This window comes from Natronorubrum sediminis (genome assembly GCF_900108095.1).
Lineage (GTDB): Archaea > Halobacteriota > Halobacteria > Halobacteriales > Natrialbaceae > Natronorubrum > Natronorubrum sediminis.
Genome location: NZ_FNWL01000002.1, coordinates 638,544 through 659,099, shown reverse-complemented (window position 1 = coordinate 659,099; position 20,556 = coordinate 638,544). Strand labels below are relative to the sequence as shown.

Sequence of the window (20,556 nt, the reverse complement as noted above, 5' to 3'; positions counted from 1 at the left end):
AATGGAGGGAACTGTCGCCGTACCAGAATCGTCGGGACCGCCACCGAAACCGTCGCATGTGATACTACTAGCGACGGAGAGAGTAAACGAGCGCGTCATCAGCACTGCAGTGCCAGTACCGTGCTCAAAGTGTCCCTGTCTCTTTGGCGTCGGCGAGGTCGTGACGCGAGCGGACGAGCCTCCGCGATTAACTACTCGACGGTCACGCTCTTCGCCAGGTGCCGTGGCTTGTCGATCGATCGACCTAACTCGTGGGCGATCCAGTACGCGACGAGTTGTAACTGGACGTTCGCCGTGATCGCGGTCCCGATGTCGGTCGACGGCGGCACCTCGAGGACGTGATCGGCGTACCGGTCCACGTCGCTGCGCCCGTCGGTCACCGCGACGACGGGTGCACCGCGGGCTTTGACCTCTTTAACGTTGCTCACAGTCTTGCGGGCCTGTTCGTCGTCGCCGGTGACGAGTGCAAAGACCGGCGTCTCCGCGGTGACGAGCGCCAGCGGCCCGTGTTTCAACTCGCCCGCGGCGAACCCTTCGGCGTGCTCGTAGGAGATCTCCTTGAGTTTGAGTGCGCCCTCGAGTGCGACGGGATACTGGGAGCCACGACCGATGAAGAAAAACGCGTCCGAGTCGACGTACGTCTGTGCAATTGAGGTGGCTTGGGAGGTGTCGAGGATCGTCTGAATCTGGTCGGGGACGTCTCGCAGCGCGCGAACCAGTTCGTGAGTAGCTTCGCCGCCGAGGTGACAGGCGAGCAACGTCAGGGCGACTTGCTGGCTCGCGAACGTCTTCGTCGCTGCGACGCCGATCTCCGGGCCAGCGCGGATGTACAGCGCGTGGTCGCACTCGCGAGCGGCCGAGCTGCCGACGGTGTTCGTCACGGCGACGGTCTCCCCACCGGCCTTGTTTGCCTCCCGAAGTGCCCGCATCGTGTCGGCGGTCTCACCGCTCTGGGTGACGCCGACGACGAGCGTCGAAGAATCGACCGGCACCCGTTCGCTCGAGTACTCGCTGGCCAGCATTGCCGTCGCGTGAACGCCGCGATCGCAGAGCAACGACGCGCCGAAGACGGCGGCGTGATACGACGTTCCACACGCCACGAGTTGAACGTCTGAAACCGACCCAACGGAGTCGAGTTCCTCGAGCGTGACCGTCCCGTTCAGTTCGTCGACGCGCCCGCGTAGACACTGGCGAAGGGCCGTCGGCTGCTCGTGAATCTCCTTGTGCATGTAGTGGTCGTACCCGCTCTTACCGGCGTCCTCGGCGTCCCACTCGAGCGTTTCGACCGTCGTCTCGACGGGGGAGCCGTTCGCGTCCGTGACGGCGATTCCGTCGGCCTCGAGGCGAACGAACTGTCCGTCCTCGAGGTAGCACACGCGGTCCGTGTACTCGACGAACGCCGGTGCATCGCTCGCGAGGTGGTAGCCCTCGTCGCCGATCCCGAGGACGAGCGGCGACGCTTTCCGGGTCGCGTAGATGGCGTCCGAATCGGCGAAGACGGCCGCGATAGCGTAGCTCCCCTCGATGCGATCGATCGCGGCACGAAACGCGGCTTCGGGTGAGCGTCCCGCCTCCAGCGCGCGACCAATCAAGTGGGGGACGACCTCCGTGTCCGTCTCGCTCGTGAATGTCACGCCGTCGGCCGAGAGCTCGTCGCGAAGCGACTGGTAGTTCTCGATAATTCCGTTGTGGACGACGGCAACCCGATCCGACTCGTCTGCGTGTGGGTGCGCGTTCCGGTCCGATGGCGGTCCGTGCGTGCTCCAGCGCGTGTGACCGATGCCACAGGCTGGCCCGCGGAGATCCGCCGTCGGAACCGCGGACTCGAGGGCCGAGAGCTCTCCCTGTCGTTTGTAGATGTCGAGTGGATCGCTCGCCAGCGCGACTCCCGCCGAGTCGTAGCCCCGATACTCGAGGCAGGAGAGGCCGTCGAGTAGGACGTCGATGGCGTCGCGTTTCGTCCCGACGTAGCCGACGATTCCACACATCAGGATCGAACCTCCGTCTCGGAGTCGATCGTCCCCCTCACAGTAGTGCCTGCCTCGAGTATCGCGTTCGAGCCGACGATCGTTCCCGGCTGGTACGTGACGCCGCCGCCGTCGCGAACGCGATCGGCGAGTAACGCACCGAGGCCTTCGTTTCGGTGGATACGATCCTCGACGTGAACGTCGCCAGGCCCGCCGACGACGGTCGACCCCGGGCCGACCCGGACGCCGCGACCGCTCACGCAGTCGATCAGCGTCGCGTTCGGACCGATTCGCGTGTCGGCGTCGATGACGCTGTGCTCGCAGACGACGTTCGACCCGACGGTGACGTTTTCCCCGAGACAGACGTTGGGTCCGACGACGGCACCCGGCCCGACGACGCAGTCCTCGGCGATCACGACTGGACCACGAATCGTCGCACTGTCGTGTATCCTGGCGGACGACGCGATTCGGTGGTCGACACCACCCGCACTTGCCTCGAGCAACGCGTCGGCGACCTCGAGGAGATCCCACGGGTAGGTCGCGTCGATCCAGAGACCACTCGAGCGGACGCCGCGAACGGTCTCGTCGCCCTCGATCAACGTCGCGAGGCCGTCGACGAGCGAGTGCTCACCGGGTCGCGAGTTCGCCCCGCAGATCGCGTCGATCGCCCGTTGCTCGAGGACGTAGACGCCGGCGTTGAGGAGGTACCCGCGGTCGTCGCGCGGATTCTCGACGATTTCGCGGACGAGCGGCGATCCGCCCGTTTCGTCGCGCTCGAGGAGGACGCCGCCGTAGTCGGTCACGTCGCCGTGTTGGATTGCGCCGATCGTCGCCACAGAATCGTCGTGTCCGTCGACGACGTCACGCAGAATTTGCGTGTCGACGAGTTGATCGCCGTTGACGACGAGGCAGGGCGAGGGCGTCGCCGAATCGGCAACGCGCAGGGCGTGACCGCTTCCGAGTTGTTTGTCCTGCGTGACGTACGTTATCGGAACTTCGCGATAGGTCGACCCGAACGCAGATTGCACTCGGTTGCGTCCGTAGCCGACGACCACGACGATCTCCGTGATCCCGCTTTCGACCAACGCGTCGAAGACGTGCGCCAGAATCGGTCTGGTGGCGGCGGGAAGCATCGGCTTCGGCCGGTGTTCCGTCATCGGTCGAAGCCGTTTTCCTTCCCCTGCGGCGAGGACGATTGCAGATCGAACAGCCATTGCACAGGTGTCGTGACACAGTCGGTGTATGTCTTCCGGTCCGAAAGTATTTGTTGTCGAACAGGGATGGACGTGTCACAGTCATCTTCAGCCCACTGATTAATGGCAAAAATGATCGACGAGAGATTTTCTGGTAGCTACGTATGTACGACGGTTCGGCAGAAAGTCCAATAATGTGATATTCGTTCGCAGGGTTCGACTCTCGAAAGCGGTTGCACGCCGATTACGTCCACCGAAACAGCGCTCACTCGAGGGTCGTGAACCGAGAGCGTGCACCCTCGAGAGGCAGTCGGTGTGCGAGACGTGGACGTCGTGAGCAGCCAGTTAGTCGTCCGCGGCGACGGCATCAGCCTCGCCGGCGGCCTCCGCTCGCTCGAGATCCTCGAGGTACTCATCGGCGTCGAGTGCGGCTTTCGAGCCCATGCCGGCGGCGGTCACGGCCTGCTGGTAGTGGTAGTCGACCACGTCGCCGGCGCCGAAGATGCCGGGCACGTCGGTCTCGGTCTGGCCGCCGCCGTCGCCGCCTTGCGTTCGGAGGTAACCGTCGTCGTCCATCTCGACGCCCGTTCCCTCGAGGTAAGACGTGTTCGGCGTGTGGCCGATGGCGAAGAAGACGGCACCGACGTCGAACTCGAACTCGTCCGTTTCGGGGTCGTCAAGTCGGTCGGTTGGGTGGCCCTTGTCGTTTTCGACGAGGGTGACGTGATCGACGCCCTCGGCCTGCGAGCCGTGGATCTCGGTCACTTCGGTGTTCTTCATGATTTCGATCTCGCCGTCTTCGACCTTCTCGTGGACGCGATTGACCCAGTACTGTTCGGCGCGGAACTCCTCGCGACGGTGGGCGATGTAGACCGTGTCGGCGAACTTGGTCAGGAACGTCGCCTCTTCCATCGCGGCGTCGCCGCCGCCGACGACGAGCATGTCCTCGTCGCGGAAGAACGCGCCGTCGCAGGTGGCACACGTCGAGAGGCCGTAGCCCATGAGTTCGTCCTCGCCGGGAATGCCGAGCGTTCGCGCGCTCGCGCCGGAGGCGGCGATGACGGCGTCTGCGGTGTAGACGTCACCGTTGGTCAGTTCGACGCGGAACGGGCGCTGGTCCGCGTCGACGGACTCGATGATTCCGTTTTTCAATTCGGCGCCGAACTGCGTGGCCTGCTCTTTCATGTTGTTGACCAGTTCGGGGCCGCCGATCCCCTCGGGGAAGCCGGGGTAGTTCGCGACGTCGGTGGTCAGGGTGAGCTGGCCGCCGGGTTCGTCGCCTTCGATGACTAACGGCTCGTTGTCGCCGCGGCCGGCGTAGATTGCCGCTGTGAGGCCGGCGATTCCGGTTCCGGCGATAATCAGTTGACGGTGTTCGAGCACCTCGCCAGCCTCGGTGTCGCTTTCGATGCCGAGTTTCGCGTCCAGTTCACCCGTTTCGTCGAGTGCGCTGGTCTCGTCCCAGCCGCCGATGAGTTCGTCGTCGATGAAGACCTCTGGCGCGGTCTTGCGACCCTCAGCTCGCTCGACCATCTCCTCGAAGCGGTCCTCGTCACCAGTCACGTTGTACGTTTCGTACTCGACTTCCTTCGCGTCGAAGAGGTCCTTGGCCTTGTCGCAGTACGGACAGTCCTCTTTGGTATAGATCTCGACTCGAGGCTGCTCGCTCATGATCCCAAGTTTGGGACACAGCGCCTAAACCCCTTGCGTTCTCTGCCACCCATCCGCCTCCACACGACCTGCCCACATCGATAGTTACGTCCTCGGTAGACCCCACACGATGGCGACGGACTTAGGGTACGGACGCCAAAGGACAACCCATGACTGCAGACCTCGAGGAGAAGACGAATCGCTACGGGGAGTTACTCGCGGAGGCACTCGAGGCGGCGTCGGTTGCGCCGCCAGCCGGGACGCCGATGGAGAGGGCTGCCGAGGAGTGTTATGAAATGGCGTCGTCGTACCTCGAAGACGGCCGTCACTTCCGCGAGGAAGACGACCTGGTCAACGCGTTGGCGTCGTTTTCCTACGGCCACGCGTGGCTCGACGCGGGTGCACGCGTCGGGTTATTCGACGTCCCGACTGACGGGCATTTGTTCACCGTGTGAGTATCCGCCGACGAGTTGTCGATCGGCTCTCCGTCTAGCGATCGGCGAGAGAATACCAACGTATGTGGCCACAACTATTCTAACGCCTCCGTCCCATGGGTACGATGGTTCGGTTGCGTTCAATCCCAGAAGTCGAACCACGACCACCGGAGATCGGTCGAGTACCCGGCCACTACCCGGATGATTAATCAGCATATATTCGAAACATATATAAAAGAAAATCCAGTTAGTTTATACCGTAGGCGAAATCTTTATATGGCTTACGGCCTAACTATATGTTAGCCGAGGCGACCGGGTTTCTTCTGGTTACCCCACCCGGGAGCCCCGAGTAACCATCCCGATACACCATGACAGATACCACAATTAGAAGCTATACGGGCGAGACGGAAGAGGAAGAATCGACAGAAACGTCGGGTGAGAAAGAACAGTGTCCGGAGTGTGGCGGCCGACTCATCTCCGACGCCGAACACGCCGAGACCGTCTGTAGTGACTGTGGCCTCGTCGTCGAGGAAGACGAGATCGACCGCGGCCCCGAGTGGCGCGCGTTCGACGCCGCCGAGAAGGACAAGAAGTCCCGCGTCGGTGCACCGACGACGAACATGATGCACGACCAGGGCCTCTCGACGAACATCGGCTGGCAGGACAAAGACGCCTACGGCCGTTCGCTCTCGAGTCGCCAGCGCCAGAAGATGCAGCGCCTGCGCACCTGGAACGAGCGCTTCCGAACGCGTGACAGTAAGGAGCGCAACCTCAAGCAGGCGCTGGGCGAAATCGACCGAATGGCCTCCGCGCTCGGTCTCCCCGAGAACGTCCGCGAGACGGCCAGCGTTATCTACCGTCGCGCACTCGAGGAAGACCTCCTCCCCGGCCGCTCGATCGAGGGTGTCGCGACGGCCTCGCTGTACGCGTCGGCTCGCCAGGCCGGTACGCCCCGCAGCCTCGACGAGATCTCGGCCGTCAGCCGCGTCGAGAAGATGGAACTGACCCGCACGTACCGCTACATCATTCGGGAACTCGGTCTCGAGGTCAAGCCTGCTGACCCGGAACACTACGTGCCACGCTTCGTCAGCGACCTCGATCTCTCGGACGAAACCGAGCGCATGGCTCGAGAACTCCTCGAGTCGGCCCGTCAGGAAGGCGTTCACAGCGGCAAGTCGCCAGTCGGCCTCGCGGCCGCAGCCGTCTACGCTGCGGCACTCTTGACGAACGAGAAGGTCACCCAGAACGACGTCAGCGAAGTCGCGAGCATCTCCGAGGTTACCATCCGCAACCGCTACAAGGAACTGCTCGAGGCGTCCGACACGGCGGCACCGGCGTAAATGTCACTTTTCGACCGTCGCCAGCGAACGGTGTGACGTCCTGTCGGGATGTGCGATTCGACTCGGTTTTTGCGTTCCCAGGCGACAACACTTTTGAGGTATGGTGTGTAATGGCGTAGCATGGATCAGACGACCGTGCAACTATTGTGTCCCGAATGTACCAAAGAGTGGCAGATTACTCCTAACGACCTACCGGCCCCCGCATCGATGTTTCACTGCCCAAACTGCCACGCGTCGCGTCGCCTCTCGGAATTCATGCGAACGGACCGGGACCTCCAGACGCTCAAACAGCTCGGATAACAGATACTTACCGTGGTGGTCTCCGTTCTTCCCTCCGGTAGGGGCTGTGTAGGCATCGATTGGACTGTGCGTACAATTCGAATTTGTGAATTCACAACCGATAGTAACCCACTCTTGATCGGGGTTTCGTCGGGTGGTTTTCACTCGGTAGGGAGAGCCTTCGTTTCCTGACAGGCCGTGACATAGTCTGTTTCAGCCTCAGGGCGCGTGTTAACGCGACTCAAGATAATAATATAACCCTGCAGTGGGTAGGATTGGATGGTTATGAAGAAGCAGGAGCTCATTCACCTTCACGGCCTTCTTGCGGAGGTATCGAACCAGTGTGCAGCTTGGGAAGACTGTCAGATCAACCTCGACGAGTACGAGTCGCGCGGTATTCGACCAACATCGATCCACAAATCGAAAACGGACCACAAGGCCGCTGTTTTTGCACTCGCTGGCGGAATCACGATGAATATGCGTGAGGGAGAGCAAGAAGCAGTCGCCGCTACCGCAGACTGAAAGAGTACGTCGCTTCCTTCGAGTACAACGCTTCACACTGGCGAGACTCGAGAATTCGCCCCCGGCCGTGGGGCAGACTCCTGTCACTTTCCCGATTACAGTACCACAATGTGGTCGTATTTACGCTCGTAATCGCTCGATAGTAAACGCAATCTCCAGTTTCAGTTACTCGACGAGGTCTTCGAACTCGGGGAGAATTTCGTCGTCGCTGTTTGCGTCTTCGTCGGATTCGGCGCTGTCTTCCCTGCTCGAGTCGCTATTGTTCTCGCTCGTCTCCGTCCCGTTGTCGTCATCGTCAGCGTCGGCGTCGTCTGCCGTGTCTTCGTCGGCTTCTCCGTCTTCCTCGTCTTCATCTTCGTCTTCGAACTCTTCGATTTGGATCACTTCGAGTGGGATGTTCTCGAGGCGTTGGCCGATTTCCTTGCGCGCGATCCGCGAGGCGTGTTCCTCGCGCTCGACGTTGAAGACGGTCATCTCCAACTCGAGTGCGACGAGTGCTTCGTCGGCGGCGATAAACGCGGGTGGGAGTTCCTCGCCTGATGGAGAGGTTCGCTCACCCATGTTGATCTCGACGTAGTTCAAATCAGGGTTCAACATCTCGCCCGTCTTCGAGATGGCGATCCGGATGGCTTCGTCTTCCGTCTCGACGTCGAACACCGGCACCGCGGCTTCGACAACAACCCTGCAGTGCATACCATGGTATTGTGTCGCCTGCGGTATGAAGGTTCGCCTCGTTCGAACGCCCACCTCGAGAGACTGTCTCGTACGGGGTAAGAGGCGAGAACGGGACGCGTGTCGAAAGGCACACGGCGTCGCGTCTCGAGGGATCGATCAGATGGAGACAGGCACGATTCCGATCGACGAGCTTTCAGGCGGACTCGACCTGTATCGAACGCTCGAGAGCGGCCAAACCTACTGCTGGCGACGCAGTGACGGTGCCATGTACACCGAGACGCCACCGGGCGAGGCGTGGTACTACACCGTCGTCGACGGGAGCCCGATTCGCGTCCGAACGACTGACCGAACCCTCGAGTGGCAATCGCCAATCGACGCCGAGTCGCTCGTCCGGCGACTGCTGCGATTGGACGACGACCTCGAGGCGATCGAAGCGGCGTCGCCGGACGATCCGCTCCTGACCGAAGCCTACGAGGCACACTCGGGCATGCGACTGGTCGAAGATCCCCCCTTTGAGTGTCTCGTCTCTTTTATCTGTTCGGCACAGATGCGCGTCAGCCGAATCCACTCGATGGTGTCGACGCTGGCTCGCGAGTACGGCACGCCACTCGAGTGGAACGACGAGACGTACCACTCGTTTCCGACGCCAGCTCAACTCGCGACGGCAACGGAAGCCGAGTTGCGCGACCTGGGCCTTGGCTACCGAGCCCCCTACGTTGTTCGAACGGCCGAGATGGTCGCCGACGGCGAGGCCCATCCGGCCGACGCTCGCGACCTCGAGTACGAATCCGCTCGAGAGTACCTGACGCGCTTCGTCGGCGTCGGCGACAAGGTAGCCGACTGCGTCCTCTTGTTCTCGCTCGACTTCGACGAAGCCGTACCACTCGATACGTGGATCAAGTCGGCGATCGAAGAGCACTATCCCGAATGCTCTCAGAACGGATACGCGGCTACCTCGAGAGCCATCCGTGAGGAACTCGGCGGACAGCACGCGGGGTACGCACAGACGTACCTCTTCCATCACCTTCGGACCGGCGCGTAACCCAGATTTTTGCCGCCGGCGCTCGAGTGACCAGCTATGGCAGAACGGACTCGCGTACACGTCTTCGTCACCGGCACCGTCCAGGGCGTCTACTACCGTGCGAACACCCGCGACACGGCTCGCGAGAAGGGAGTCGACGGCTGGGTGAAAAATCTCGAGGACGGGCGCGTCGAAGCGGTTTTCGAAGGCGACGAGAGCACCGTCGAGGAGATGGTCGAGTGGTGTCACACGGGTAGCCCGGCGGCTGCGGTCGACGATGTCGACGCGACGTACGAAGAACCACAGGGAGCGGACGGATTCGAGATTCGCTACTGACTGGCCGGGAGTCCTCGAGTGGTTTCGAGTCGACCGACACTGCGCTCCGTGCAGTTCGGTGAAAACAGATCGTGAGAATTGGGGATTCTAGACGAAGTGGCAGCCGTTTTCAGCGTGTGAGCGTCTTGATCGCGACTTCGATGTACTCGAGGAACGACGCGGTCGGCGTTCCGGGGAGATAGACAGACGGGTCGGGCTGTTCGGCGGGTAGCTGGGGGTGGTCAGCGTGGGTCGATTCGGCAGTTGGCTCAACAGTTGGTTCGGCGTCGATTGCGTCCATGATCGTTGTATGGGCCGCGAGGATTTAGGTATTTGCAAATATAGTTCTCGTATCCAAAACCAACAATCGTTATTGAGTAACTTTCGCACGGCATACGGACTCACTGAGCAGTGCTCACCGACCGCTGAATGCACGCGGGATTCGACCTGTCGCGTCTACTCGACGTCGCTGGTGTTTACTCGAGTTCTCGTCACTGCGTCTCCAGCCACGGCGGTTTTTCGGTGTACTTCCACTCGGCCCACTCGGCCTTTTCGCCGGCGTAGTAGGCTCGATAGGCGCTGACGGGATCGTCGGGACAGCAATACTCGTCGGGCATCGCTTGGGGCTTTGGCGTGGGCTCTGCGGACGGAAACTCGATTTCGCTGGGATCGATGCGCTCGATTACCTGCCAGGATGCGTGTGGCTCGTCCTTCTCGTATCGTTCGACGAACTCCTCGTTGAGCGCCTGTGCGTGCTCTCGCAACTGACGCCAGTTCGCTCGAGACTCGCGTGCCCAGATCGTTACGGGATGGTCAGCGTGCGTCGACTGGTAGAGAAAATCCGCCTCGTACCCGTTCTCTCGAGCCGCCGTACAGAGGACCTGCGCGGCCTCGAGCAGGAGCTTGTTGACGTGCTGGTCGCAGTGATAGCGAGCTGCGAGCCGTGGGTCGTCGTCGAGCCAGAAGACGTTCACACGGCAATTTGGGGCCGAGGAAGATTGAGTATGTTGGTCCGTCGAAGCGGAGATCCACACCCAACCGTCCACATCGATCGTCTCCGCTCCTGCCGTCTACATTCCCGATGTCCATACACCCCGGCATTCTCATCCCCAGTGTCCACACACACCGACATCCTCATCCCCGATGTCCACACCCCGACGTCCGCAATCTTCAACGGTCGTCCCGTCGAACGCTCGCGTATGATTACTGGCGAGCGAATGGCTGTCGTCGACGAGAACGCCGCGGCGCTCGGCGTCTCACAGAAACAGCTCATGGAGTCGAGCGGACACGCACTCGCCCGCACGATCCGAGCGGTCGCGGACACTGGCTCGACCATTGCCGTCGTCGCCGGTCGCGGAAACAACGGCGGCGACGCGTTCGTCGCCGCTCGATTCCTCGAGGACTACGACCTCACGATTAGCTTGCTCGGCCGCGCCGAACGCATCGGCACCGACATCGCTCGAGAAAACTGGGACGCCCTCCAGCGCGCCGGCTTTGACACGCAAGAAGTGACGGACTCGAGTGAGTTCGACCTCCCGGAGTGCGACGTTGTTGTCGACGCGATGCTCGGGACGGGAATCAGTGGCGACCTTCGGGAACCCGCCGCGAGCGCCGCCGCGGCGATCAACGCGAGCGATGCCACCGTCGTTTCGGTCGACGTTCCCTCGGGATTCGACGCGAACGATGGCGACCACGGGGACGACGGCGTCGACGCCGACCACGTCGTTACCTTCCACGACACGAAGCCCGGTCTCGCGGACCTCGCGGCCGACGTGACCGTCGCGGATATCGGGATTCCTGCCGCGGCCGAGCGATTCGTCGGCCCCGGTGACGTTCGACTCGCGCGACCGGACGGGCGCGAAGGGAGACCCTACATTATCGGCGGCGGCCCCTACACCGGTGCGCCCGCACTCGCCGCACAGGCCGCGTTGCGCGGCGGTAGCGAACTCTCCTTCGTCGCGGCACCCGACGCCGTCGCCGGTGAGATTCAGGGCTACAGCGAGGACCTCATCGTCCAACCCTACGAGCGCGACGACGACGTGCTCACGCCCGAGACGGCTCAGGATCTCCTCGAGACGGCCCAGGAATACGACAACGTCGTCGTGTTGGGGCCGGGACTTGGCACCGCAGACGAGACCCTCGAGGCGGCTCGGCAGTTCCTCGAGTCCTTCGAAGGCCGTGTCGTCGTCGACGCGGACGCCCTGCGAGTCGTCCCCAACCTCGAGACAGATGCGACGCTGGTTTGTACGCCGAACCGTCGCGAACTGGCGGGGATGGGCGGCCCAGATGTCGACGACCTCGAAGCGGCGGCGGACGAGGTCGAAGCCTTCGCGGCCGATCTCGGCCACCTCGTGCTGGCGAAGGGGGCGACGGACGTGATCACGGACGGCGAGCGGACCAGAATCAGTCGCTCTGGGACCGCTGGCATGAAAGTCGGCGGCACCGGCGACACGCTCGCGGGCATCGTCGCCGCGCTGATGACCTACGCGGACCCGCTCGAGGCCGCGGCGGCGGCGGCACACGTCAACGGACTCGCGGGCGAGCGACTGGCCGAAACCGAGGCGTTCGGCTTCCTCGCATCCGACATGCTCAAGGAGATACCCGCAGCACTCTGGAACGAAACCGATGAGTGACACACCCGAGGAGCGCTCGGCCGAGGACCGGGAGGCGAACGCCGGCGACCTCACGCACACGACGGACGACGGTGACGTGCAGATGGTCGATGTCGGCGACAAACCGGACAGTGAGCGTCGCGCGGTCGCCGTCGGCGAGATTTATCTTCAGTCCTCGACCGTCGAGGCGATCCGCGAGGACGAGATCGGCAAGGGGGACGTGCTCGCGACGGCCCGAATCGGTGCCGTCCAGGCCGTCAAACACACCTGGGAGACGATCCCCATGTGCCACCAGATCCCGATCACGAACGTCGACACCGAGTTCGACCTCGCCGATGATCACCTCGAACTCGAGGTCGGCGTCGAAACGACGGGCAAAACGGGCTGTGAGATGGAGGCCCTCGAGGGCGTCACGACCGGCCTGAACGTCGTCTGGGACATGGTCAAGGCCGTCGAGAAAGACGACGACGGTCAGTATCCCGACACGGGAATCGAGAACGTGCGGGTGCTCGCGAAGGAGAAACGACAGGCGTAACGACGAACCGGTGCGTCGGTTCGGGACCCGATTTTGACTGATATTCGACGGGCGGGAAGGTACCGACTCGAGTATGCAGTTCGAAAGCGAGGCGAGTCGCTTTGGGGCCGTCTCCGCCGATCAATCCAGATACTCGAGTAACTCGATTCGCTCGCCTGCGGGTCCCTCGATGAAGGCAATTTTCATATCGCCGAAGACGGTCGGTTCCATGACGAAGGAGACGTCTCCCTCGAGGTCGGCCGCGGCGGCCCCGACGTCGGGGACGACGTAGCCGAAGTGGAGGAAGCCGTAGGGGAGCTCCTCGACGAGGCCGGCAGCCTCGTAGGGTGCCCGATCGAAGACGTAGAGACGCTTATCGCCGACCTGTAACGCGGCGTGTGAGACGTTTTCCGCACCCGTCGCGTCTTCGTCGGGTCGCTTTCGTTTGATGACCTCACCTGCGAGATGGTTCCGATAGAACGCGACGGCTGCGTCGACGTCCGGCACTTTCAGTGCAACATGGTAGAACGATTCCGGCGTGACCATACCGATCGATTCACTTCGTGCATGATAATTCCTAACGTTCGAGTGAAATCGAGACGATGACACGAGCCGAGATGGGATCACGAGGCGACTCGAGCGCGTCGGCCGTCCGGTGAACGGAGCCTCTATAGGTCCATTCCGCCGTTGACGTCGATCACTTCGCCCGTCACGTACGACGAGTCCTCGCTCGCCAGAAAGCGCACGACTGCGGCGATGTCTTCGACTTCGGCCAATCGCTCGAGCGGGATGCCCGAGATGACGCGCTCTAAGACCGTCTCGGGAACGCTCTCGAGCATGTCCGTGCGGGTGAAGCCGGGGGCGACGCAGTTTGCCGTCGACCCACCCTTGGCCAACTCGAGCGCGATCGTTCGCGTGAAGCCGAACATGCCGCTCTTCGCCGCAGCGTAGTTCGCCTGTCCGAAGTTCCCCTGCTTGCCGACGACGCTCGAGATGTTGATCAATCGACCTTCCTCTGCGTTCCAGATGTCGTCGAAGAACGTCTGGGTGCAGTTGAACATCCCGCCTAAGTTGACGTCCATGACTCGATCCCACTCCTCGCGGGTCATCTCCATGAACTGGTCGTCGGCGGTGATCCCCGCGTTGTTGACCAGCACGTCAGCCGGCCCGAACGCCTCGTGGCAGACCTCGTGCATGTGTTCGACCTCGTCTCGGATGGCGACATCGGCCTTCGCGGTGACCGCGTTTCCACCTGCGGCTTCGATTATTTCAACGGCCTCGAGTGCGGGTTGCTCCGACGTCCGGTAGTTGACGACGACGTTTGCACCCTCGTCCCCGAGGTGTTCTGCGATTCCGCGACCGATACCCCGTGCTGACCCGGTGATAACGCACGTCCGCCCTTCCATCGTCATAGTCGCCCGTTCAACGAGCGGGATTAAATAACGGCGTGTCCATCATCAAAAGATACAATTCGGGGGCGAGACGGGTCAAGATACGGAAGGACGGACGTCGCGGAAACAAGTTCGGCGATCTGGCCGGATCGACGGTGCGGGTCCGACCGTTCGTTCGAGGCGGGCTAACGGGATCGTGCCTGTTCGATCCAGTTCTCGAGACGCCCGGGTGAAAGTCCCGTCTCTGTGGCGAGTTCGGTGACAGTCGCGTTCGCGAGTTGACCCGCGGTTTCGATCCCCGTTTCGCGGAGTTGCTCCGCGTACGCCGGGCCGATACCGTCGATTTCCGTCAGGTCGGTCGGACCGGACTCGTCGCCGGCGGTGTCTTCTGCGAGGGCCGCGTCGTCTTCGGCCGGAGCAGGCGCTTCGGGTTCTGCCTCGAGCGAAGCGTCGGCCGACCGCGCTTCGAACCACTCACAGACCTGCGGCCAGAGTTCGGCGTGGCTTCGAGAGGAGACCGACATCCCGATGTGGCCCGTCGCGAACTCGAGGATCTCGGTGTCGTCGGAGGAGACGAGTTCGTTGAACGGCTTCGAGGCTTCCGGCGGGATGAGGTGGTCGTACTCCGCGACGATCTGGAGGACGGGCATGTCGATGTTCGAGAGGTCGACGTGCTCGCCGTTCAGGTGGAGGTCGTTCTCGGCGAGAGCGTTCTCCTGATAGATGTCGCGGATGAACTCCTCGTAGGCGCGTCCGGCCACGTCGATGCCTTCGTCGAGCCAGCGTTCCATCCGCGCGAAGTTCTCGACGAACTCCTCGTCTTCCATGTTGTCGTAGAATCGGACGTACTTCGTGACGTTGTTCGCGACGGGATCCATCAACGCGAAGCCGACGTCCAGAAACTCCGCGGGGACGTTGTCGAACGTGTCGGTGATCGTCTCGGGACTGTAGTACTCCTCGCTCCCCCAGAGTTCGAGCACGCCCCCCTCGCCGTCGAAGCAGAGCCCGGCGGCCATCAACGCGAGATTTTCGACCTTCTCGGGGTAGAGCGAGGCGTACATCGCCGACTTCGTACCGCCCATGCAGTAGCCGAGGATGTTGATCGATTCCTGGCCCGACCGCTCGCGAACTTCGTCGACGCAGTTGTCGATGTAACGATTGACGTAGTCGTCGAGGCCCAGCGATCGATCGAGTTTCGAGGGCTCTCCCCAGTCGATCAGATACACGTCGAAGCCGGCCTCGAGCAGCGTCTGGACGACGGAGCGATCCGGCTGCAAGTCGAGGATGTAGGGTTTGTTGATCAGCGCGTACACGACGAGAATGGGAACGTCGTGTTGGGTCTCTGTGCGTGGCTCGTAGTGGAGCAACTCGAGTTTGTTCTCGGTGTAGACGACCTCACTCGGCGTTGCTCCGACCTCGACAGAGTCGACCGTCTGCGCGCGCTCGGGGGCGACGCCGCTCTTTTCGGCCAGTTCGGCGGAAACCTCCCAGGCCTGTCGTTGCATGTCCAGAACGGTCGCGTATGGGTTATTCATTCGTCTAGGTGTTCGAGGATACGATCGAGTTTCGTTTCGACGGCGTGTTGACGACGCTCGAGTTCGACGAGTCGGTCGCCGACTTCGACGACGTCGTCTTCGGTCGCGAAGCCGAGCGTTCGAAGGGTCTCCTGGGACGCCTCGTCGGCTTGCTGTTGGAGTTCGAAGACGTCACCGACGGTTTCGCCGGTCGCCTGCGCGAACGCCGTCGTCGACATGACCTCTTTGAACGCTTCGTTGGCCGTATCGAGCCAGATGTCGCGAAACGCCTCGACGTCGAGATCCTCGCCGTCGAGCGTCTCGGTTAGCTGTTCGACCATCCGCTGGGACGCGCTCATCCACGTCTCGTAGGCTCGAGCGTAGCCCTGGACGCCCTCGGAGAGTTCCTCGCCCTCGGTGACGTCGTCGACGCTACCGGACCAACTCTCGACGAACTGGGCCTGGGCTTCGACGTTTTGCTCGAGGGCATCGAGGAACTGTTCGTTCCACTGTTCGACGACGCTGTTCCACTGCTGAGCGGGAGGCTGTGAATCGGACATGAGTAGTAACTACGGTAGTCGGCGTGAAAAGACTGCAACCCGTCTTTCAACTAGGCAGAAACGTCAAATTCCGTGGTTGCGTCGTCGACGGTGTCGGCCACGGCAGCGACGTTGCGTTCGACCTGTTCGTGTGCGTCGAGGAACGCGTCGAAGGAGGTGTCGACGACCTCTGCGTAGCTGGCCGAGACCTCTTCGGAGGCGGCTTCGGCTTCCGAAAGTGTCTCGCTGATCGCCTCGAGGGTGGCGAGTTGTGCCTCGGTTCCCGATTCGAAGCCGTCGTCGACGAGTTCGCGGAGGTCGTCGAAGTCGGCAGCCTCCTCGGGCATCGAGGCCTCGAGCGCGTCGAGGGACGCGTGAATCGTTCCCTGGGACAGTTCGGCGTTCGACTCGGTCAACTCCTTCGTTCGGTCGAGGAACTCGCCGAAGGCGCGAATCGTGGACTGCTGGGCCTCGAGACTGTCGTGAGTGAGTGTCTGGGTTCGTTCGAGTGCGTTTCGCTGGGCGGTAAGCATCGCGGTGAATGGATTCTGGGTCATGGGTGGGTAGTGGTTCGTGAGTCAGTCGTCTTCCTCGCGGTCGCGTTTGACGGGGACCACGATCGTCTGAACGATGTCGCCCTCTTCGATGTCGAGGGCGTCTCGTTCCGGTTCGGGAACGCTGATTCGGCCGCCGCTCTGGACGCGAGCCTTGAACGTCGCCGTACCGAGCGTCATCGGTCCGATCGCCGAGGACGCGTCGAACGGTGTCGACTGACTGCTAGCCATCATCGTCTCGAGCAACTCCTGTTGGGACTCGGCCCACTGTTCTCCAGTTTCTTGCATCTGCTCAGCGAACAGTGCGGGCGGGAACCAGCGCGATGGATCGGGGTCGTCCGTCATCACCAGAGTCAACGAGCACAGTCGTGATAAGGGTTTCCGAAGAAAACCATCAAATACCATCTGATGGTATCTAATGGTGCGGGAACGATCTCGACTCACTGACTAGGTGGGTGTGGAGAATGTCCGTTTTCCGTGCATACTGCGTTCGGGGGTGACCGAACAGATAACGTTCAGTTGTGTTCGGTGTAAACGTAGATTGGTGCAGCCAAAGAAGTCATAACCACGTCAGGCTTACCAACCAGTAGATGTCCGACCAGAACACCGCGGCACGAAACGTAACTGCCGTTACCGAGGCGTGGACGTCGATGGCACGGACGTTCGTCGAGAGCGCAACGGCCCTCAACCGATCGATGGCCTCGAGTTTCCTGACGCCGCAGTTTGCGAACGGCACCGACAGCGAGTCCGTTGGCGCGTCCATTTCGTCGGTCGAACACTCGGACCTCGAGTGGCACTTCGAGCGAACGGTCGACGATCCGGACGAGATCGAAGTCGGAGACACCGTCACGTTCGAGAAGACCATCACCGAAGACGACGTTCGCGAGTTCGCCCGCATCAGCGGCGATACCAATCGGCTGCACTTAGACGAGGCGTTCGCCGCGGACACGCGCTTTGGCGAGCGAATCGTCCACGGGACGCTCGTCTCCGGGCTCATCAGTGCCGCGCTGGCCCGCCTTCCCGGGCTCACGGTCTATCTCTCTCAGGACCTCGAGTTCAGCGGACCAGTCGCCATCGGTGACCGCGTCTCCGCCCGCGTCGAAGTCGCCGAGGACCTTGGCAACCGTCAGTACCGCCTCGAGACGGTCGTCCGGAACGAAGCGGAGGACGTCACCGTTATCGACGGCGAAGCCGTCGTTCTGATCGACGAACTCCCTGAGGAATAGGTTCCTTCGATGGGGCGTTTTCGCCCGTTTTCACGCGTTGCTCGCTCGCTTTCACCGTTCGCTCACGGTTCGTACTCGTGTTTCGTGCCCGACCATCAGGTCAGTCCAGGATCGATCTATCCCACCGCTGCTAAGTAGTTCCTCGCGGAACGCCCAGCTATGACGCTCTTTGGAACAGCGGGGATTCGTGGTCCAGTCGAGGCGGTCTCTCCGTCGCGTGCGCTCGCAGTCGGCCAGGCCGCCGGCGATCCCGACACGGCGTTCGTCGTCGGGCGCGACGGCAGAGAGACCGGCCCAGCACTCGCCGCAGCGATCGAAGCCGGCCTCGAGAGCGCCGGCTCTGACGTCTATCGACTCGGAGAGGTTCCGACGCCGACACTCGCGTACGCCTCACGGGGGCGCAAGGGAGTCATGCTCACCGCGAGTCACAATCCGCCCGAAGACAACGGCATCAAACTCTTCACGGACGGCGTCGAGTTCGACCAGACCGCAGAACACGCCATCGAGTCGCTCGTCGTCGGAGAGGAGCCACGCGAACCAGCCGAGTGGGACGAGTGGGGCAAATCGGGCTCGTTCGACGTACTCGAGGAGTATCGCGACGCCGTCGTCGAGTACGTCGTAGATCAGGCGGCCTCCGGGTCGGGTGACGAAACGCCGAGTGACGACTCGCCGCTCGAGGGGCTCTCCGTCGCCGTCGACTGTGGCAATGGGGTGGCCGCCCACGCGACGCCACACGTCCTCTCCCGCCTGGGTGCCGACGTGGTCGCGCTCAACGCGAACGTCGACGGTCACTTCGGCGCTCGCCCGAGCAAGCCGACGCCGGAGACGCTCACCGACTTCGCCGCCTTCCTCGAGTCCGCTTCCGTCGACGTCGGAGTGGCACACGACGGCGACGCCGACCGACTGGTCGTTCTCGGACCCGACGGCGACGTGATTCACGAGGATACGATCCTCGCGGTCGTCGCGGCCCACTACACCGCTGAAAGCGACGCGGACGACCCGGTCGTCGTCACGACGCCGAACGCCTCCGCGCGGATCGACGAACGAGTCCGCGAGGCTGGCGGTCGCGTCGAACGCGTCCGACTCGGCGCGCTTCACGAGGGAATCGCTCGAGAGCGCGAACGGGCGGCCGAAACCGCCGGTGAGACGGCCGTCGTCTTCGCCGCCGAACCCTGGAAGCACATCCACACGCACTTCGGCGGCTGGATCGACGGTGTCGCCAGCGCGGCCATCGTCGCCACGCTCGTCGCCGAAGCTGGCGATACCGAAACCCTTCGCGAACCGGTCACCGAACGGCCGTACCGAAAAGTCAGCGTCGACTGTCCCGATCACGCCAAAGCGGAGACGATGGCCGCCCTCGAGCGAGAACTCCCCGAAGCCTTCGCCGGGGCGTCGGTCGACACCGACTACGGCGTCCGCCTCGAGTTCGAGGACGCCTCCTGGATTCTCGTGCGACCGAGTGGCACCGAGCCGTACGTGCGGATCTACGCCGAGAGCGATACCGTCGACGAACTCGTGGCGGACGCGCGGTCGGTCGTCGAAGCGACGATCGGAACACATCGATAGGGATTCGCGTCGGTCCCGGTAGATTGGCGAAACCGCAGTTGTCCGCTATTTGAACGAGCGGAGAGAGGTGTAATTTAGTACTAGTTATTTGGGATGGGACTGGTTGCCCAGTACACGTTCTCTTACTATTACATTCGTCGATTCCGACGAGTATAAACCGGAGGTCTACGCTAATCTGGTTCATGGCGCAGAATCGACGGCGGTTCCTTGCGGGTGCAAGTATTGCAGGATTGACCACTGTCGCCGGTTGCGTTGGTGGATTCGGTGACGAAGACGAATCCGAGTACCAGGTTGGGATGGTGTACTCCACCGGCGGCCTCGGTGACAACTCGTTCAACGACATGGCGAGCCAGGGCATCAACGACGCGGCGGACGAGTTCGACGTCGGGTACAACGAGTCCGAACCCAGCGAACAAAGCGAGTTCGACAACATGCAACGCGACTACGCCGAACCCGGCGACTACGACCTCGTCACCTGCGTCGGCTACGAGCAAGAAGACGCACTCGAGGACAACGCCGAGGAGTACGACGACCAGAGTTTCATTATCATCGACACCGTCGTCGAAGCGGACAACGTCCGCAGCTACACGTTCGACGAACCCGGCGGCTCGTTTCAGGTCGGCCACCTCGCGGGTCTTTTGACGACCGAAGAGTTCTCCGCTGGGGACAGCGAGACGGACCCGGACGAAACAGTCGTCGGCTTCGTCGGCGGCGACGAATCGCCGCTGATCGAATCCTTCGAGGCCGGTTTCACCGCCGGCGTCGAGTACGCGAACGACGACGTCGACGTCGAGAGTATCTACGTCGACTCCTTCGACGACACGTCCGGCGGCCGTGAAGCAGCCTCGACGCTGTACGAAGATCAAGGCGCGGACATCATCTTCCACGCGGCTGGCGGTGCCGGGATCGGCGTCTTCCAGGTCGCAGAAGAAGAAGGCCGATTCGCGATCGGCGTCGACGCCGATCAATCGGTTCAGGAAGAAGACTATGCGGACGTTATCCTCGCGAGTATGGTCAAGCGCGTCGACGAGGCAGTCCTCACGGCGGTCGAATCGGTCGTCAACGACGAGTTCGAGGGCGGCGAAATCGAAGAACTCGGACTCGAGGACGACGGCGTCGAGGTTGTCCTCGGCGAGACGATCGGCGACGAGATTCCGGACGATATCCTCGACGAACTCGAGGAGTCCGAAGAAGAAATCATCGACGGCGATATCGACGTTCCAGACGATCCAGACGACGTCTAA

At 62.3% G+C, this 20,556-nt stretch carries 23 protein-coding genes; 11 read left to right on the top strand and 12 right to left on the bottom strand.

Going from position 1 to position 20,556, the window contains the following annotated elements:
- Positions 1–191 precede the first annotated feature (191 nt).
- The 3 genes from glmS to BLW62_RS10505 form a co-directional block, all read right to left on the bottom strand.
- Entirely contained in the window at positions 192–1,988 is a 1,797-nt protein-coding gene (glmS, locus tag BLW62_RS10515; protein ID WP_090507004.1) for a glutamine--fructose-6-phosphate transaminase (isomerizing), read from the bottom strand.
- Positions 1,988–3,181 (bottom strand): sugar phosphate nucleotidyltransferase, encoded by a 1,194-nt coding sequence (locus BLW62_RS10510; protein WP_090507003.1) that lies wholly within the window; start codon positions 3,179–3,181, stop codon positions 1,988–1,990. The genes glmS and BLW62_RS10510 overlap by 1 nt, the downstream gene beginning before the upstream one ends.
- 324 nt (positions 3,182–3,505) lie before the next feature.
- Positions 3,506–4,831 (bottom strand): FAD-dependent oxidoreductase, encoded by a 1,326-nt coding sequence (locus tag BLW62_RS10505; RefSeq protein ID WP_090507002.1) that lies wholly within the window; start codon positions 4,829–4,831, stop codon positions 3,506–3,508.
- 149 nt (positions 4,832–4,980) lie between these two features.
- On the opposite strand from BLW62_RS10505, the gene BLW62_RS10500 reads away from it, so the two are divergent.
- The 4 genes from BLW62_RS10500 to BLW62_RS10485 all read left to right on the top strand — a co-directional run bounded on the left by BLW62_RS10500 (position 4,981) and on the right by BLW62_RS10485 (position 7,385).
- Positions 4,981–5,265: a DUF357 domain-containing protein gene (locus BLW62_RS10500; RefSeq protein WP_090507001.1), complete on the top strand. Its 285-nt coding sequence runs from the start codon at positions 4,981–4,983 to the stop codon at positions 5,263–5,265.
- 347 nt (positions 5,266–5,612) lie between these two features.
- Positions 5,613–6,584 (top strand): transcription initiation factor IIB, encoded by a 972-nt coding sequence (locus tag BLW62_RS10495; protein WP_090507000.1) that lies wholly within the window; start codon positions 5,613–5,615, stop codon positions 6,582–6,584.
- 120 nt (positions 6,585–6,704) lie between these two features.
- Entirely contained in the window at positions 6,705–6,884 is a 180-nt protein-coding gene (locus BLW62_RS10490) for a DUF7836 family putative zinc-binding protein (protein ID WP_090506999.1), read from the top strand.
- 264 nt (positions 6,885–7,148) lie between these two features.
- A complete protein-coding gene (locus tag BLW62_RS10485) occupies positions 7,149–7,385 on the top strand; it encodes a UPF0058 family protein (protein ID WP_076580378.1) in 237 nt (78 codons plus the stop codon).
- A 165-nt stretch (positions 7,386–7,550) separates the two neighbouring features.
- Here the strand turns inward: BLW62_RS10485 and BLW62_RS10480 are convergent, their stop codons facing one another.
- On the bottom strand, positions 7,551–8,078 hold the full coding sequence (locus BLW62_RS10480) for a DUF555 domain-containing protein (RefSeq protein ID WP_090506998.1): 528 nt from the start codon (positions 8,076–8,078) through the stop codon (positions 7,551–7,553).
- Positions 8,079–8,220: 142 nt separating this feature from the next.
- On the opposite strand from BLW62_RS10480, the gene BLW62_RS10475 reads away from it, so the two are divergent.
- Together BLW62_RS10475 and BLW62_RS10470 are read left to right on the top strand one after the other, a co-directional pair.
- On the top strand, positions 8,221–9,102 hold the full coding sequence (locus BLW62_RS10475; RefSeq protein WP_090506997.1) for a DNA-3-methyladenine glycosylase family protein: 882 nt from the start codon (positions 8,221–8,223) through the stop codon (positions 9,100–9,102).
- 36 nt (positions 9,103–9,138) lie between these two features.
- The gene (locus BLW62_RS10470; RefSeq protein WP_090506996.1) at positions 9,139–9,417 is read left to right on the top strand and encodes an acylphosphatase; all 279 of its coding nucleotides are present in this window, start codon (positions 9,139–9,141) and stop codon (positions 9,415–9,417) included.
- A gap of 109 nt (positions 9,418–9,526) precedes the next feature.
- On the opposite strand, the gene BLW62_RS18710 is transcribed toward BLW62_RS10470, so the two are convergent.
- Together BLW62_RS18710 and BLW62_RS10465 are read right to left on the bottom strand one after the other, a co-directional pair.
- Positions 9,527–9,697 (bottom strand): hypothetical protein, encoded by a 171-nt coding sequence (locus BLW62_RS18710; protein ID WP_175459701.1) that lies wholly within the window; start codon positions 9,695–9,697, stop codon positions 9,527–9,529.
- Between the two features lie 190 nt (positions 9,698–9,887).
- Positions 9,888–10,370, bottom strand: a complete 483-nt coding sequence (locus tag BLW62_RS10465) for a hypothetical protein (RefSeq protein ID WP_090506995.1) — start codon at positions 10,368–10,370, stop codon at positions 9,888–9,890.
- Between the two features lie 225 nt (positions 10,371–10,595).
- On the opposite strand from BLW62_RS10465, the gene BLW62_RS10460 reads away from it, so the two are divergent.
- Positions 10,596–12,029, top strand: coding sequence for an NAD(P)H-hydrate dehydratase (locus BLW62_RS10460; protein WP_090507571.1), 1,434 nt, complete (start codon positions 10,596–10,598; stop codon positions 12,027–12,029).
- Complete coding sequence (gene moaC / locus BLW62_RS10455) at positions 12,022–12,543, top strand: cyclic pyranopterin monophosphate synthase MoaC (RefSeq protein WP_090506994.1); 522 nt, start codon at positions 12,022–12,024, stop codon at positions 12,541–12,543. The genes BLW62_RS10460 and moaC overlap by 8 nt, the downstream gene beginning before the upstream one ends.
- Before the next feature lie 120 nt (positions 12,544–12,663).
- Here moaC and BLW62_RS10450 read toward each other — a convergent pair whose 3' ends face one another.
- From BLW62_RS10450 to BLW62_RS10425, 6 genes are all read right to left on the bottom strand, one after another.
- Entirely contained in the window at positions 12,664–13,068 is a 405-nt protein-coding gene (locus BLW62_RS10450) for a VOC family protein (RefSeq protein WP_090506993.1), read from the bottom strand.
- A gap of 122 nt (positions 13,069–13,190) precedes the next feature.
- On the bottom strand, positions 13,191–13,934 hold the full coding sequence (locus BLW62_RS10445; RefSeq protein ID WP_090506992.1) for a beta-ketoacyl-ACP reductase: 744 nt from the start codon (positions 13,932–13,934) through the stop codon (positions 13,191–13,193).
- A 164-nt stretch (positions 13,935–14,098) separates the two neighbouring features.
- Positions 14,099–15,448: a class III poly(R)-hydroxyalkanoic acid synthase subunit PhaC gene (phaC, locus tag BLW62_RS10440; protein ID WP_090506991.1), complete on the bottom strand. Its 1,350-nt coding sequence runs from the start codon at positions 15,446–15,448 to the stop codon at positions 14,099–14,101.
- The gene (locus BLW62_RS10435) at positions 15,445–15,987 is read right to left on the bottom strand and encodes a poly(R)-hydroxyalkanoic acid synthase subunit PhaE (protein ID WP_090506990.1); all 543 of its coding nucleotides are present in this window, start codon (positions 15,985–15,987) and stop codon (positions 15,445–15,447) included. Before BLW62_RS10435 ends, phaC begins: the two co-directional genes overlap by 4 nt.
- Positions 15,988–16,037: 50 nt before the next feature.
- On the bottom strand, positions 16,038–16,523 hold the full coding sequence (locus BLW62_RS10430; protein ID WP_090506989.1) for a hypothetical protein: 486 nt from the start codon (positions 16,521–16,523) through the stop codon (positions 16,038–16,040).
- 21 nt (positions 16,524–16,544) lie between these two features.
- Positions 16,545–16,865, bottom strand: a complete 321-nt coding sequence (locus BLW62_RS10425; protein WP_090506988.1) for an AbrB/MazE/SpoVT family DNA-binding domain-containing protein — start codon at positions 16,863–16,865, stop codon at positions 16,545–16,547.
- A 245-nt stretch (positions 16,866–17,110) separates the two neighbouring features.
- On the opposite strand from BLW62_RS10425, the gene BLW62_RS10420 reads away from it, so the two are divergent.
- From BLW62_RS10420 to BLW62_RS10410, 3 genes are all read left to right on the top strand, one after another.
- A complete protein-coding gene (locus BLW62_RS10420) occupies positions 17,111–17,746 on the top strand; it encodes a MaoC family dehydratase (protein WP_090506987.1) in 636 nt (211 codons plus the stop codon).
- A gap of 159 nt (positions 17,747–17,905) precedes the next feature.
- A complete protein-coding gene (locus tag BLW62_RS10415; RefSeq protein WP_090506986.1) occupies positions 17,906–19,312 on the top strand; it encodes a phosphohexomutase domain-containing protein in 1,407 nt (468 codons plus the stop codon).
- Positions 19,313–19,494: 182 nt separating this feature from the next.
- Positions 19,495–20,556 (top strand): BMP family lipoprotein, encoded by a 1,062-nt coding sequence (locus BLW62_RS10410; RefSeq protein ID WP_090506985.1) that lies wholly within the window; start codon positions 19,495–19,497, stop codon positions 20,554–20,556.

What these genes read in the sequence shown, in the direction of transcription:
- BLW62_RS10470 (WP_090506996.1), top strand. Translation starts at nt 9,139, where the DNA reads ATGGCAGAACGGACTCGCGTACACGTCTTCGTCACCGGCACCGTCCAG.
- BLW62_RS18710 (WP_175459701.1), bottom strand. Translation starts at nt 9,697, where the DNA reads ATGGACGCAATCGACGCCGAACCAACTGTTGAGCCAACTGCCGAATCG.
- BLW62_RS10495 (WP_090507000.1), top strand. Translation starts at nt 5,613, where the DNA reads ATGACAGATACCACAATTAGAAGCTATACGGGCGAGACGGAAGAGGAA.
- BLW62_RS10500 (WP_090507001.1), top strand. Translation starts at nt 4,981, where the DNA reads ATGACTGCAGACCTCGAGGAGAAGACGAATCGCTACGGGGAGTTACTC.
- BLW62_RS10450 (WP_090506993.1), bottom strand. Translation starts at nt 13,068, where the DNA reads ATGGTCACGCCGGAATCGTTCTACCATGTTGCACTGAAAGTGCCGGAC.
- BLW62_RS10420 (WP_090506987.1), top strand. Translation starts at nt 17,111, where the DNA reads ATGTCCGACCAGAACACCGCGGCACGAAACGTAACTGCCGTTACCGAG.
- BLW62_RS10445 (WP_090506992.1), bottom strand. Translation starts at nt 13,934, where the DNA reads ATGACGATGGAAGGGCGGACGTGCGTTATCACCGGGTCAGCACGGGGT.
- BLW62_RS10475 (WP_090506997.1), top strand. Translation starts at nt 8,221, where the DNA reads ATGGAGACAGGCACGATTCCGATCGACGAGCTTTCAGGCGGACTCGAC.
- BLW62_RS10505 (WP_090507002.1), bottom strand. Translation starts at nt 4,831, where the DNA reads ATGAGCGAGCAGCCTCGAGTCGAGATCTATACCAAAGAGGACTGTCCG.
- BLW62_RS10480 (WP_090506998.1), bottom strand. Translation starts at nt 8,078, where the DNA reads ATGCACTGCAGGGTTGTTGTCGAAGCCGCGGTGCCGGTGTTCGACGTC.
- BLW62_RS10490 (WP_090506999.1), top strand. Translation starts at nt 6,705, where the DNA reads ATGGATCAGACGACCGTGCAACTATTGTGTCCCGAATGTACCAAAGAG.
- BLW62_RS10415 (WP_090506986.1), top strand. Translation starts at nt 17,906, where the DNA reads ATGACGCTCTTTGGAACAGCGGGGATTCGTGGTCCAGTCGAGGCGGTC.
- BLW62_RS10430 (WP_090506989.1), bottom strand. Translation starts at nt 16,523, where the DNA reads ATGACCCAGAATCCATTCACCGCGATGCTTACCGCCCAGCGAAACGCA.
- BLW62_RS10435 (WP_090506990.1), bottom strand. Translation starts at nt 15,987, where the DNA reads ATGTCCGATTCACAGCCTCCCGCTCAGCAGTGGAACAGCGTCGTCGAA.
- BLW62_RS10460 (WP_090507571.1), top strand. Translation starts at nt 10,596, where the DNA reads ATGATTACTGGCGAGCGAATGGCTGTCGTCGACGAGAACGCCGCGGCG.
- BLW62_RS10485 (WP_076580378.1), top strand. Translation starts at nt 7,149, where the DNA reads ATGAAGAAGCAGGAGCTCATTCACCTTCACGGCCTTCTTGCGGAGGTA.
- glmS (WP_090507004.1), bottom strand. Translation starts at nt 1,988, where the DNA reads ATGTGTGGAATCGTCGGCTACGTCGGGACGAAACGCGACGCCATCGAC.
- BLW62_RS10510 (WP_090507003.1), bottom strand. Translation starts at nt 3,181, where the DNA reads ATGGCTGTTCGATCTGCAATCGTCCTCGCCGCAGGGGAAGGAAAACGG.
- BLW62_RS10425 (WP_090506988.1), bottom strand. Translation starts at nt 16,865, where the DNA reads ATGACGGACGACCCCGATCCATCGCGCTGGTTCCCGCCCGCACTGTTC.
- moaC (WP_090506994.1), top strand. Translation starts at nt 12,022, where the DNA reads ATGAGTGACACACCCGAGGAGCGCTCGGCCGAGGACCGGGAGGCGAAC.
- BLW62_RS10410 (WP_090506985.1), top strand. Translation starts at nt 19,495, where the DNA reads ATGGCGCAGAATCGACGGCGGTTCCTTGCGGGTGCAAGTATTGCAGGA.
- phaC (WP_090506991.1), bottom strand. Translation starts at nt 15,448, where the DNA reads ATGAATAACCCATACGCGACCGTTCTGGACATGCAACGACAGGCCTGG.